Origin of the sequence: Vagococcus proximus, assembly GCF_029143285.1 — a bacterium.
Classification (GTDB): Bacteria; Bacillota; Bacilli; order Lactobacillales; family Vagococcaceae; genus Vagococcus_D; species Vagococcus_D proximus.
This window is the reverse complement of record NZ_JAPDSH010000002.1, coordinates 132679-146252: the sequence shown is the minus strand read 5'-3', so window position 1 is coordinate 146252 and position 13574 is coordinate 132679. Positions and strand designations below refer to the sequence as shown.

At 35.4% G+C, this 13574-nt stretch carries 10 protein-coding genes and 1 riboswitch; of the genes, 1 reads left to right on the top strand and 9 read right to left on the bottom strand.

What is annotated here, in order from left to right; all coding sequences use genetic code 11:
- Positions 1-30 precede the first annotated feature (30 nt).
- Positions 31-2664, top strand: a complete 2634-nt coding sequence (locus tag OL233_RS03295; RefSeq protein WP_437184400.1) for a YfhO family protein — start codon at positions 31-33, stop codon at positions 2662-2664.
- A gap of 25 nt (positions 2665-2689) precedes the next feature.
- Here the strand turns inward: OL233_RS03295 and OL233_RS03290 are convergent, their stop codons facing one another.
- The 9 genes from OL233_RS03290 to OL233_RS03250 all read right to left on the bottom strand — a co-directional run bounded on the left by OL233_RS03290 (position 2690) and on the right by OL233_RS03250 (position 13555).
- Positions 2690-4120 carry an amino acid permease gene (locus OL233_RS03290; RefSeq protein WP_275470950.1) on the bottom strand — a complete coding sequence of 477 codons (1431 nt, stop codon included), beginning with the start codon at positions 4118-4120 and terminating at the stop codon, positions 2690-2692.
- A gap of 100 nt (positions 4121-4220) precedes the next feature.
- A riboswitch (Lysine riboswitch) is annotated at positions 4221-4393 on the bottom strand.
- 76 nt (positions 4394-4469) lie between these two features.
- Positions 4470-5147, bottom strand: a complete 678-nt coding sequence (locus tag OL233_RS03285) for a beta/alpha barrel domain-containing protein (protein ID WP_275470949.1) — start codon at positions 5145-5147, stop codon at positions 4470-4472.
- A 134-nt stretch (positions 5148-5281) separates the two neighbouring features.
- On the bottom strand, positions 5282-6742 hold the full coding sequence (locus OL233_RS03280; protein WP_275470948.1) for a catalase: 1461 nt from the start codon (positions 6740-6742) through the stop codon (positions 5282-5284).
- A 160-nt stretch (positions 6743-6902) separates the two neighbouring features.
- The gene (locus OL233_RS03275; RefSeq protein WP_275470947.1) at positions 6903-10091 is read right to left on the bottom strand and encodes an AAA family ATPase; all 3189 of its coding nucleotides are present in this window, start codon (positions 10089-10091) and stop codon (positions 6903-6905) included.
- Complete coding sequence (locus tag OL233_RS03270; protein ID WP_275470946.1) at positions 10091-11257, bottom strand: exonuclease SbcCD subunit D; 1167 nt, start codon at positions 11255-11257, stop codon at positions 10091-10093. The genes OL233_RS03275 and OL233_RS03270 overlap by 1 nt, the downstream gene beginning before the upstream one ends.
- Before the next feature lie 138 nt (positions 11258-11395).
- Positions 11396-11710 carry a DUF1292 domain-containing protein gene (locus OL233_RS03265; protein WP_126831515.1) on the bottom strand — a complete coding sequence of 105 codons (315 nt, stop codon included), beginning with the start codon at positions 11708-11710 and terminating at the stop codon, positions 11396-11398.
- A 31-nt stretch (positions 11711-11741) separates the two neighbouring features.
- Positions 11742-12164, bottom strand: a complete 423-nt coding sequence (ruvX, locus tag OL233_RS03260) for a Holliday junction resolvase RuvX (protein ID WP_275470945.1) — start codon at positions 12162-12164, stop codon at positions 11742-11744.
- Positions 12164-12433, bottom strand: a complete 270-nt coding sequence (locus OL233_RS03255) for an IreB family regulatory phosphoprotein (protein ID WP_275470944.1) — start codon at positions 12431-12433, stop codon at positions 12164-12166. The genes ruvX and OL233_RS03255 overlap by 1 nt, the downstream gene beginning before the upstream one ends.
- Before the next feature lie 123 nt (positions 12434-12556).
- The gene (locus OL233_RS03250; protein WP_275470943.1) at positions 12557-13555 is read right to left on the bottom strand and encodes a peptidylprolyl isomerase; all 999 of its coding nucleotides are present in this window, start codon (positions 13553-13555) and stop codon (positions 12557-12559) included.
- Positions 13556-13574: the final 19 nt, after the last annotated feature.

The following is a 13574-nucleotide window of genomic DNA, read 5'->3' as shown; positions in this document are numbered from 1 at the left end:
TAACACTAGGAGATAAAATATATGACTGAAATAAAAACAAAAAAACTATTTTATAAAAATAAAATGATACTTTATCCATTAGCTGCTTTTTTAATTCCAATTGCGGTGATGGCAGGTGTTTACGCCACTCAAGGGATCTATTGGGGCAGTGATCGAAGTTTGCTTGCTAGTGATGCATTCGCTCAATTTTCAAATTTCCATGCCAGTTTCAATAATGTGTTACATGGAAAACAGAGTATTTTTTATACATGGAACTCATCGCTCGGCCTAAATTACTACGCGTTGATTTCATACTACCTTAGCGGGATTTTCACCCCCCTCGTTTTCTTTTTTAAAAATGAGGCCATACCTGATGCCCTTTACTTTTTGACCTTACTTAAAATAGGATTAGCGGGTCTTTCTTTTTGGTATTTTGCTAAACACACTTACCGTTTCAGCCCAATTTTAAAGGTTGCTTTTTCAAATTGCTATGCTTTAATGTCATTCATTACTGCTCAATCAGAATTAATCATGTGGTTAGATGCCTTTATCTACTTACCACTTATCTTTTTAGGAATTCACAAAATTATGGAGGGTAAAAATCCTACTCTACTCTTTGTTTCCTATTTCTTATTATTTGTTTCCAATTTCTACTTTGGCTTCATGGTTGGTCTTTTATCATTTCTATATTTCTGGGCGAAGGCCTCTACAGACTGGAAAACATACAAGAAAAGTATCCCTCGCTATCTAATAACTTCTTTCTTAGCTGGTATTGCTTCGATGATTATGATTTTACCAACTGTTCTTGATATTAGATCAAATGGTGAAAAGTTAAATAAAATTGCTTGGGTTAAAACGGAAGCTACTGCATTTTGGGATTTAATCGCAAAAAATATGGTAGGTTCTTATGATGGTACAAAGTATGGATCTATTCCTTTTATCTATATTGGACTCGTTCCACTTGTTCTATGTCTCTTCTATTTCTTTACAAAGAAAGTACCACGTCGTAATAAACTAGCTTACGGCTCGATTATGATTTTTATTATTATTAGCTTTTACTATAATCCACTAAATTTATTTTGGCATGGCCTACACGCACCCAATATGTTTTTATTCCGCTTTGCATTTACCTTCTCCTTTATGGTGATTGTCTTAGCTGGATATGGATTGGAACTTTTAACAAAAGCGGATAGCCATCTCTATAATCGTATCATTATTGGTTTAATAGCGTTTATGTTGGTTTTCTACTTTACCAAAGGAACAACTAATTATACATACATTACGATTTCTCAATTAGTCGCAACTCTCATTTTTTTAAGTGTTTATCTTGTCACGTTCTATTTTTACTTTAAGAGCTCACGAAAACACTCAAATATACGACGTCAGCATTTTATAATGACTATTCTTGCTCTTGTTATGCTCGGTGAAGTTGTTACAAATACCAGCTGGATGATTCAAGGTATCCGTAAGGATTGGAACTACGCTTCAAGAGTACTTTACAGCGGTCCATATTCAGATATTGAGTCACTAGTTCAACAAACTAAAAAAGTAGAAGAAGATTCATTTTACCGTATGGAATCTATGGAACCTGTCACTGCAAATGATGGCATTAACTACGGTTATAGTGGTGTCAGTACCTTTACATCCATTCGAAATAGAAATACTAATTCATTTTTAAACAGCTTAGGCTATCGTTCTCGCGGCACTAACCAAAATATTCGATATGACAATAATACATTGATTATGGATTCCTTATTAGGAATTCGTTATAATATCAGCAAGAGTAAAACGTTGAAATTTGGTTTTAAAGAATTCGATAAAAATAACACTTTAAAAATGTACCAAAATGACTATGCTAACTCACTAGGTATGATGGCTCCTCGCTCTCTTTACAAATACAAACCAAAAGAGAATGCCTTTTTAGACAATCAAGCCTCATTACTAAGTACTCTATCAGGGAATAAGCTTAATTTGTTCACTCACAGCTTTCCTGAAGTTGTCTCAACTACTAATACTAAAATAGAAGAAAAAGATAATATAACAAGCTTTAAGGAATTAGAATTTAATAAAGCAAAAGAAATTACTTACAAATTGACCGTACCAGCTAATAAACAAGCTTATCTTAGTTTGCAACCTACAAATTTTGCTGACTTAAAATCTGGAACAGCTGAGATTACAGTGGGGACTCATAAACAGAAAACCCGTATGAGTGCAACTGGACAATATTATGATTTAGGATTCTATGATGAAGCGAAAACAATCGAATTTACTGTCAGCTTCTTTGGAACAGCTAATTTAGATGTCTTCACACCAAAAGTAATCTTCTTAAATAATGAAGAATATGCCGAAGCTTTCAATAAAATGAAGCCTAGCCAAGTACCATTCCAGGTTAAAGGTCGAAAAGCTAAAGCTAGTGTCAATGTTCCTGAAGGTCGCGAAGTTCTATTTACAACAATCCCATATGACAAAGGATGGAAAGCCTATGTCGATGGTAAAAAGACAGATATAAAACCTTTAGATAAAGCCTTTATTACACTTGACTTAAAACCTGGAAAGCATGAGATTGAACTCGTATTCCTACCGTATGGTTTTATTACGGGCGTCGCTTGCTTTATTATTAGTGTGGGACTTTTCATTCTTTATCTTTATTGGTTAAAAATAAGTACTAAAAAAACACGCCACTAACTAAATCAGTTAGTAGCGTGTTTTTTTATTTTAATTTAATCTCTTCTAATGGAATTAATTTCGTTTTATGTTTTACTTTGTAATAAACATATAAAACTAAAACTAATGGAATACTCATATAGGTTACTAAGATTGCTTTTAAATCAAAATCTTTAAAGGCTTGAACATCTTGCCCAACAATAACTAAAACACATAAGATAACAGCTAAAATTGGCCCGAATGGGAACCATCTTGCTTTATATTTTAATTCTGAAAGATCATGATTTTGCGCTTTGAAAGCACGTCTAAATCTAAAGTGACTAATCGCTATACCTAACCATGCGATAAATCCTGTTAAACCTGACGCAGCTAACAGTAAATTATAAAACCCATCTCCAAAGATTGAACTTAAGAATGCTAAGGCTCCTACTAATGTTGTAAGGATAACAGCATTGATTGGTACACCGCGTTTATTTACTTTACCGAATACTTTAGGGGCTTGACCACTGTGAGCCATAGAATGCAACATTCTTGATGAGGCATATAACCCTGAGTTACCCGCTGATAAAACAGCTGTAAGAATAACAGCATTTAAAACACTGGCTGCTGTAGCAAGTCCTGCACGTTCAAACACAAGCGTAAATGGACTTGTTGACACATCACTAACATCGCCACCCAATAAGTTTGGTGATGTATAAGGAATCAACATCGCAATAATAAAGATTGAAACAATATAGAATAAAATAATACGCCAGAATACTTGTTTAATGGCTTTTGGAATTGATTCTTCTGGGTTAGCAGACTCCCCTGCAGTAATCCCGATTAATTCTGTTCCTTGGAAAGAAAATCCAGCAACAACGAACACACCTAGTAAAGCTGGGATTCCACCTACAAACGGTGCTTCACCTGTTGTAAAGTTTTCAAATCCAACCGGTCCTTGTCCACCCATTATTCCAAAAATAGTTAATAGCCCCACTACAATAAAGACTAAAACGGTAATCACTTTTATCATAGATAACCAATATTCTGATTCTCCAAATGACTTACCTGATGTTGCATTGATTGTAAAAATAATAGCTAAGAAAAAGACACTAAACATCCAACTTGGAACATCTGGTAACCAGTATTCCATAATAATGGCTGCTGTATTAATCTCTACAGCTAACGTAATAGCCCAGTTAAACCAATAGTTCCAACCTAAAGCAAATCCAAAGGCTGGATCCACAAATTTTGTGGCATACGTACTAAATGAACCCGACACTGGCATATAGGTTGCCATCTCACCAAGTGAGGTCATTAAGAAGAATACCATGGCGCCCATCAAGGCATAGGCTACTAATGCTCCTCCAGGACCTGCTTGTGAAATCGCTGATCCACTTGCTAAGAATAATCCTGTACCAATTGATCCACCAATGGCAATCATGGACAGGTGACGTGTTTCTAAACTTCTTTTCATTTCATTGTTTTCTTGTGACATAACTTCTCCTACATTCTTCGTTATTATCAAATAAAATAAACCACTCCTTATGTCGATACTATCGGACATAAAGAGTGGCTTATAATTATAATTCACACTTTTATCTGATAGCGCCCCACACAATTGTGACAGTCACACACTTATTCAATGTATGCCCAGATAAAAACCTCAACGACAGGTCTTTTCTTCGGCAACAGTCCTTTTTTTGTAGTGTTAACAGACTCGTTACTCCTCGACTACAATACTTGTGAATGTTGCTCCTCTATCTCTCTAAAGAGTTATATTTAATTATTTAACGTTTTTAATTATACCTCATTCATTTCACGAACTCAAGTGGTATAGGTCTTTTCTACTTTTTCTGCTCTTCTTCACGGTATTTTTCCATTTTACGACTAAACAAATCCCCATTAGATGGCGGTGTAAAGGTAATCGCATTGGCTCCTGCTTCGATGGTTTCTTTAATACTTTCTTCAGTTGGGCCACCTGTTGCAATAATTGGTAAGCCTGGATATTTTTTTCTAAAATAACGAACTGTATCCGCTGTATCTTTCCCTGCACTTATATTAATCATCTTAATACCGGCTAAAAGTTTATCATCGATTTGTGTATGAATAGACGTCACTGTACTGACGACTGGGATATCAACTACATTCGTTACCATCTCGACTGTCTCAACAGGTGTTGGGGCATTTAAGACTACACCAATCGAACCTTGAGACTCGGCGAACATACTCATATAAGCAGAACGTTCCCCTTGGGTTAATCCTCCACCTACTCCAGAAAAAACAGGTATATCAGCCGATTCAATAATACTTTTAGTAATAGCGGGATGTGGTGTAAACGGATAAACTGCAATCACTGCATCTGCATCAGTGTTACGAATAATCGCAATATCTGTTGTAAAAATAATTGATCTTATTTTCTTACCAAAAATAAGAATGCCGCTTGCATCTTTAATTACTTTAGGAACTTTTACAATATCTTGGCGTAATGCTGTTGTTATTTCGGGCACGTACTTGTCTGTCATAAAATCATTCCTTTCGGTCAATTTAGCGTCACTTTTCGCTTATCTCCATTTTAAACAACTTCCATAAAAAAAGCACTTAATTATCATTTTAAACAAGAAAAGACAGCACTTTTTCAAGTCCTGTCTTTTTATTATTATTCTTTTATTTTTTCTATATCGATTCCTAAGCCTTTAGCAATTCGTTCGCCATAACTTGGATCAGCTTTATAAAAATGTTTCAATTGACGAATTTTAATCGCTTCTTGAGTCACACCAGACATATTGGCTACAATATTGTCAACTAGGTTCTGTTGTTCGTCAACTGGTAGTAGGCGATATAAATCACCTGGTTGACTATAAAAATCATCATCATATGAATAATTACCAATCTGCCCCGTAATCTCATGTCCTACTTGTTTAGCAGCTGGTTCTTCTTTCGGACCATTAAAACTATTTGGCTCGTAATAGACACTTGATCCACCGTTAGAATCTGAACGCATTGCGCCATCACGTTGGTAAGTATTTGCTCCTGATTTAGGACTATTGATTGGTAATATAGCGCTATTCGTTCCTACACGGTGACGGTGAGCGTCTCCGTAACCAAACAAGCGCCCTTGCAATAATTTATCAGGTGATGCCTGGATGCCTGGCACAAAGTTTCCTGGTGAAAATGTTGCTTGCTCAACTTCTGCAAAGTAATTTTCTGGATTGCGGTTTAGAACCATTTGGCCAACCTCAATCAGCGGGTAATCTTTTTGTGAAACCGTACGTGTCACATCGAAAATATTTGTCTTATAATTTAGTCCCTCTTCAAAAGGAATAACTTGAACTGATAATGTCCATGATGGAAAATCTCCTGCTTCAATAGCATTGTATAGATCTTGTCCATGGCAATCAGGATTTTCACCTGCTAGTTGCTCAGCAAGCTCAGCACTCAAATTTTTAATGCCTTGATTTGTTCTAAAATGATACTTAATCCAAAATTGTTCATTGTTCTCATTGACCCACATATAAGTATGGCTTCCGTAACCATGCATATTGCGGAAAGTTGCAGGAATACCTCGATCACTCATTAACACCGTAACTTGGTGAAGTGACTCAGGAGAAAGTGACCAAAAATCCCAGACTGCATCTGCATTTTTGCGATGTGTTTTTGGATCACGTTTTTGCGTATGAATGAAATCAGGAAATTTTATAGCATCTCGAATGAAGAAAACTGGCGTGTTATTTCCGACCATGTCAAAATTACCTTCATCTGTATAGAATTTTAAAGCAAACCCACGGGGGTCTCTTAATGTATCAGCTGATCCCGCTTCTCCTGCTACAGTAGAAAAACGAGCGAACATTGGTGTTTCTTTCCCTACTTCAGATAAAAAATCAGCTTTTGTATAACGTGACACATCATTCGTTACTTTGAAATAACCATGTGCTCCAAATCCTTTAGCATGCACCACTCGTTCAGGGACACGCTCACGATTAAAATGAGCTAATTTCTCTAACAAATGAACATCTTGTATTAAAACAGGGCCTAGGTTGCCAGCCGATAACGAATTTTGATTATCTCCTACAGGTGCACCTTGGGCAGTAGTCAACGTCTTACCTTTTTCTTCTAACATGTTTTGCCTCCTAGATTATAATTATTATAATTTAAGGGTTAAGTATAACGAGTAACTTTAATTATAGCGAATGATATGCTTGTAATAATTATTAAATAACACTAATTACAATTAATAAAAAAATCCTAATGAAAATAGTCAGTTTTCATTAGGATTGCTTTTAATTAATTTTAGTTATTACTCGACTACACCCGTTCCCCTCTTTTTGAATAAGCAATTGCTGTGGTATACGTGTTTTCATTTCTGTAACGTGTGAAATGACACCGACCATTCGTCCAGTATCACCAATTTCTTCTAATGCTATCATAGATTTTTCTAACGTTTCTTGGTCTAGTGAACCAAATCCCTCATCAATAAATAACGCATCAATTTTAACACCACCAGATTTTGCTTGGACAACTTCTGCTAATGATAATGCAATGGATAATGCCGCAATAAAACTCTCTCCACCTGATAAGGTATCTGTTGAGCGAGCTTCATTAGTATCTTGGTCAAAGACATCTATCTCTAACCCTGTACGGTTAGTAAAACTTGATTTTTCACGCTTTAATTGGAACTGATAACGACCATTTGTTAACTGACCAATATAGTGGTCATTAGCATAATGTAGGACTTCCATTAGAAACGATTGTAGGACATAACGTTCTAATGTCAGATTTAATTTATTTTTACCTGTGACTGCCAATACTAATTCATCTAGTTCCTGATACTCATCAGATTTAGACGCATAATGAGTCATTAAATTGTTCAACTTCTCTTGACTCCCTTTAAGTGTTGACACAGTTGTTTCTAAATTTGAAACTTCTTTAAGTAGGGATTCAACCTGATTATCAACTTCATTTTTTTGTTCGGTCAACTGATCTAGATTTATTGCCTCACGGCTAAGGCTGTTTTTCTCTAGTAACTCGATTCGAGTTAACGTTGCCTCAACATCTGTTTGATATTTTGTAATACGTGCAGAACGTGATGACAACTCTCCTAACTTAATAGCTTGAATAAGTTCCAATAACACGTCACGACTAAATTCTTCTTTTGACTCTTTAAGTTTCGCGTCTAACGTCTCGTCATCACCTTCAATCGTAAGCTTGCAGTCTTTATATTGTACTTCTAGTGACGAAAGTTCACCTGAAATACTTGCTTGTTTTGTCAGAATAGCTTGTTTTCTTATTTGTAACTCGTCAACTGATTGAGTATATTGTTCAATTAGTTGAATAAGCTCCTTTTCACGTACCTCAATCAATTCTAGGCTCATTAATGACGGATACTTTTCTGTTAGCTGATTTAACTTAGTTGACAATTCTTCTTTCTTATCAACAATCCCATTTTTCTCACCTGTCAACGTTGAAATTTCTGTCGCTAATTGCGAAAGATGCTGAGCTAATTCTTCCAGTCGTTGAATAATATTTTCCAATTCATTCTTATCTTTTTCAAGTTGATGTCTTACCATTTCAAATGTCGCTTTTACCTTTTCAGAACAGATTGTCTCAGGTAACTCCGCCTCTGTAAACTGACTTTCCCACTCTACCTTAAATTGGCCATAGTCCTGGTTTAATTTGTCAGTCTCTTTTGTTTGTGTTGCAACTAGCTCTTGCAACTGATTTTTCAAATCTACTTCTTTTGTTTCCAATAGTGCCAATTCAGTGCTTCGTTTACCTGATTCTTCTTGCGCTTTTTCAAGTTCTAAGAAGGCTTGCTTTAAGTCTGAGTCTGACAACTCGGTAGTCTCTTTTGCTAAATAAGGATGCTCAGTTGCACCACATACAAGACAGGCTTCTCCATCATGTAATTCATGACGAAGCTGCGCAATCATCAACTCTTGGCGCTTGACTTGGCTTTCTTTTAATACTTGATTTGCTTCTATCTTATTTTTTTCAGCTTGCTCTTTAGCTACTTTGAGTTCACTTAATTTAGCTTCTAGTTGCGTAATATCAGCGGTCACCTGTTTTAGAGTGTCTAACAATCGATTGACATCTTGCCACTTCAATTCTTGTTCTCTCACTCTAACAAGGTCAATCTGACAGTCCTTCAACTGCAATTGTTTTACCTTCAACTCTTCTTCTTCACGTTGATATGTTGTTAATTTTTCTTGTTTCAGCTCTATAGAAGTTATAACTTGTGTTAACTTTTGTTCCGTATGTGTCACGTCTCGTGTCAATTCAACTTTCTGCAAGGCAGCAGGTTTCTGATTCGACTTCAAGTCCTCTAGTTCATCTTCCCATTTAGTTTTACTTGCTAATTGTGAGTCTAATTCTTTTTCCTCGGTGGCAAGTCCATCAACTTTAACTTTCAACTCTGTTTCAATAACTCGTTTTTCAGATAGCACTTTTTCTATCTTTTCAAGGCTATTGCTATTTTCTTCTAACCGTTGGACAACCTCCTGCAACCCTTGTGCAAAAGTAAGTTGCTCTAGCTTTTTACGTTCTAATTCAATACTATGTTTCTCAGAATTCAGATGCTCTAATTTTTCTCTTAATTGACGTAGTTCCTCTTCTTGCGCTTTTATTACTTCTGCTTGTTGATAACGTTCAGATAAATGAGTTTGTTGTTTCTTTACCTCTTTAAAGTGTTTAAGAGAATGTTCTAACTGTTCTTCTACTTCTTTTATTTTTTCTTCTAACAGTGAAATTTGTTCTAGCTGAGTGCGACAACTTTCTAACTTGTCAGCATACTCTTCTCCCCATACAATGTTATCTAAAATTCCTGTCAATTGCTTTTCAACTGTTTCACGTTCTTTTTTAGACTCATTTTGACGTTCTTTCAACTGCTTGGTAAATGTAGCAAATAATTCTGTCCCGAATAAGTTTCTTAAAATTTCTTCTTTACTATCACTTTTTGCTGATAAAAATTTCCTGAAATCATTCTGTGGAAGTAAGATAATTTGTCTGAATTGTTCTGGCGTCAATCCTAGTAACTCATTAATCACACGATTCGCTTCGGTTATCTTGCTATAGCCTTCTCCAATCTCAGCACCTGCTATATCTTCTAACTCACTAAAATTTACAGTTGCTTTACTTTCAACCAATTTATCACTATTTTTTTTACGTGTCTCCAACCATTGTTTAGGTTTACGCTCTACTCGATACACTTTACCATTATGTTCAAATGTAAATCTCACACTTGTTTCTTCTTTCCCTGTTGCGAAATCACTTCTCATGGTTTCTGGTTCACGACTACTTGTTCCCGTACCAAATAAAGCATAGGTCATGCCATCAAAAATAGTGGTCTTACCTGCACCTGTGTCTCCACTGATTAAAAAAAGTGAGCTGTCACCTTTGGTAAAGGCTGTAAAGTCTATCACCGCATTGCGGTGTGGTCCAAAATAATTCATTTCTAACTTTAACGGTCTCATTATGCGTCTTCTCCTTTTCTAATTTCAGTAAAGGTTTGTTCAACCCACTTCGCTTGACGTTTCGTCAATCCTTCTTCCGTCATTGTTTCTTTATAAAAACTTTCAATTAAGTCCGTTTCATTCATCACGGTACGCTCTTTTAGTGCGTCAACCGACCAATTGCCTTCTATGGCTTCTAAATGATACTGTAGCTCTAAAATATCACCATATATTCCATTTAATACTTGCCTAACGTTTTTTTCTGTTGGTCTATTTGTCAACTTAATGCTAAAGAATGCTGTCCCTTTTTCAGGCTGATTGTTATAAAATTCCGGTGAAATCAATTCTTCATACGCTCCTTTAAGGACGATTAAATCCTTATGAGGTGGAATCTCGATAAAGCGAGTTGTTTCTTCCTTGTCATCTAGATCAACAATATAAACCCCTTTTTTATTTTTAGCTTCTTTTGTATTAAACTTTATAGGCGAACCGCTGTATCGAATTCTTTCATCGGGACTAGCTTGCCATAAATGAAGATGACCTAACGCTACGTAATCAAAATTCTCAAATAATTGCCCACTCACAGCGCGCAAACCACCTACTGTAGAAGTTGTTTCACTTGTCAATTCATACTCTTGATTCTTTTGACCAATTACATGAAAATGAGTGACTAGTATCTGTTTCTTTGACGGATTAAATAACTTTTCCATATCTTCAATAATACGGGCCATGGCTTCATTAATAGAGCGTAGATCCTCACCATCTTTATCTCCATAATAAATGCGAGCATCAATTGGATCAAAAAATGGTAACAAGAAAATCTGAGTATCGTCTGTTTCAATCGGGGTAAAGGCTTCAGATAACTTAGTATGTAAATATAACTCATTTTTTGCTAACCAACTGTTCCCAAAATTCAAACGATTGGCCCCGTCATGGTTCCCACTAATTGCATAAATCGGAAATTCTTCCTCTATATTGAGTGTCATGAGCATCTCATCAAACGCCTTTACTGCTGCTACTGATGGAATAGCGCTATCGTATAAATCACCTGCAATAATAATCCCGTCAACCGCTTCTTCTTTTGCAATCTCCACTATCTTTTGGAAAGCATGAGACTGTTCTTCAAGTAAATCAAAACCATTTATTTTTTTACCAATATGCCAATCTGCTGTGTGTAAAAATTTCATGCTATGTCACTCCTATTCCCCTTATTTTTTAACTCAAGTAAGGATTTTCTTGTCTATTATTATAACATAAGCTCACCTTTCAATTATGCATAGAAAAAGACCTCAAGCCCTTAGACTTGAGGTCTTAGTTAAACAAACTTAAGCTTGTTCTTCTTCTTCAGCAAATGCGTTGAATACTTCTTCAATCATATCCCACTCTGCATCTGTTTCGATATTTTTAAGTTCGCCTTCAGTACCATCTTCACCTTCGATGTATTGGTAAGCTAATAACTCAACATCTACTTGCTCGTCATCTTCTTCCACACCAGCTGGGAATAATAATACATATTGTTTATTAGCAAATTCATCTTCGCCGTCAATTGTAAGTAAGATTTCAAATAATGCTTCATTTCCTTCGTCATCTACTAATGTAATAAAATCATGTTCATGATCATGTGTGTGTTCTTCTGTCATGTTAATAGCCTCTTTTCATATAATTAAAATTTTAATTAGCCTGTTTATCTAAATAATTTTGTAAAATCATTACTGCTGCTACTTTATCAATCACTTTTTTACGTTTTCCTCTTGAAACATTACCTTGCTCTACTAGCATACGCTCTGCTTCCACAGTAGTCAAACGCTCATCTTGATAAGTGACCGGTAATTGGCACAATTCTTCAATTGCTTTACCATACGCCATTGAGGCTTCTGCTCTAGGGCCAATAGAGTTATTCATATTTTTAGGCAAACCCACTACCAAGTGTTTCACTTGATATTCTTTTGCTAATTCTTGAACACGCTCATAACCAAAGTTGCCTTCAGCTTCATTAATTCTGATAATTTCAATTCCTTGTGCTGTCCATCCTAGTGGGTCACTAATCGCAACTCCAACCGTTTTTGAACCAACATCTAGTCCCATTGCTCTCATTATTTAACGTCTAACCCACTATTAGTTAAGTAATTACGAACTAATTCTTCCATAATCTCATCACGTTCATGGCGACGAATTAAATTACGTGCATCCTGATAACGTGGAATGTACGCTGGATCACCTGATAATAAGTACCCGACAATTTGATTAATTGGGTTATACCCTTTTTCCTCTAATGCTTGATAGACCGTTTTAAGAGTTTCACCTACGGTTTGTTTTGCGAATTCATCCACATTGAATTGGACTGTTTCATCTGTAAAAGACATTCATCTCCACCTCTTTCCTCTAGTATTCATATTCATTTTACAAGATATTTGTTAAAACCTCAAATAATATCATTCATTCTTAAAAAAACAAGCCGAAACTAAGTTTCAGCTTGTCCCCATTAATTATTTCTTATCGTCTTTTTTCTCATCTTTTTTATCTGATTTTTTGTCATCTTTTTTGTCTGACTTTTTGTCATCAGCTTTTTTATCTGTTTTAGCTGGTTTTTCTGGTTCAGTGATAAAGCTTGCAATGATACCATCTAAACTCTTATCTTTCATTTTAACATTTGCTTTTTTCATTTCTTCGCCAATAACTTTTTGAACAAATGTTGCATCTGCTAATTTAGCATCTGTAGCAATTTGTTTTAATTCTTTTTCGAAAGGCTTCATATCGTTACCTTTATCTTTGTTTTTAACCATCTTAACAACGTAATATGTTGTAACAGGACCTTGTTGTCCCATTTGTTGAGCAGTTAATACTTCTGATATTTCACCATTTTTCAATTTGTAGATATCTTCTTTGATTTCATTTGGTACAGCCATGCTGCTTGAATCAAATTTTACAACACCTTTGTCTTTGCTTGAAATATCTTCTGATTTTTCACGAGCAAGTTTACCAAAGTCTTTTCCACCTTTAATATCTTTTAAGGCTTCTTTGGCTTTTTCTTCATCACTTGTTCCAAACAGTTGAACTTCAACTTCTGGGTGGAACGTTTTCCATGTTTCTTTTAAGTCTTTATCTGTTAATTTAACATGTGCCTCTTGCATTTTTTTGAATGCTAAGTTTTGAGCAATCGCTTCTTTGTATGTTGCTTCAGTAAAACCAGATGCTTGTAACTGTTGTAGGAATGTATCTCCTAAGTTCTCTTTTTGTTCATTGAACATATCTTGAACTTCTTTTTTGTTTACTTTGTCACCATATGCATTTTCAGCAAGTTTAAAGACAATTGCATTTTGTAGTTTACCTTGTACTTGTTGATCTGTTTTAATTTCGTCAAAAAATTCTTCTAACGTAATTTTGTCACCTTTCATAGTGACTAATTCTTTTCCACCTGAGCAAGCTGCTAATGTGAAAGCCGCACACATACCAACTAACGCTAACGCTATTTTTTTACTTTTCATTAAGTTACACTTCCATTCA

Bases quoted from the DNA above. Each gene is read 5' to 3' on its own strand.
- ruvX (WP_275470945.1), bottom strand. From the start codon at position 12,164: ATGAGAGCAATGGGACTAGATGTTGGTTCAAAAACGGTTGGAGTTGCG.
- OL233_RS03265 (WP_126831515.1), bottom strand. From the start codon at position 11,710: ATGACAGAAGAACACACACATGATCATGAACATGATTTTATTACATTA.
- OL233_RS03270 (WP_275470946.1), bottom strand. From the start codon at position 11,257: ATGAAATTTTTACACACAGCAGATTGGCATATTGGTAAAAAAATAAAT.
- OL233_RS03290 (WP_275470950.1), bottom strand. From the start codon at position 4,120: ATGTCACAAGAAAACAATGAAATGAAAAGAAGTTTAGAAACACGTCAC.
- OL233_RS03250 (WP_275470943.1), bottom strand. From the start codon at position 13,555: ATGAAAAGTAAAAAAATAGCGTTAGCGTTAGTTGGTATGTGTGCGGCT.
- OL233_RS03280 (WP_275470948.1), bottom strand. From the start codon at position 6,742: ATGTTAGAAGAAAAAGGTAAGACGTTGACTACTGCCCAAGGTGCACCT.
- OL233_RS03255 (WP_275470944.1), bottom strand. From the start codon at position 12,433: ATGTCTTTTACAGATGAAACAGTCCAATTCAATGTGGATGAATTCGCA.
- OL233_RS03285 (WP_275470949.1), bottom strand. From the start codon at position 5,147: ATGACAGACAAGTACGTGCCCGAAATAACAACAGCATTACGCCAAGAT.
- OL233_RS03275 (WP_275470947.1), bottom strand. From the start codon at position 10,091: ATGAGACCGTTAAAGTTAGAAATGAATTATTTTGGACCACACCGCAAT.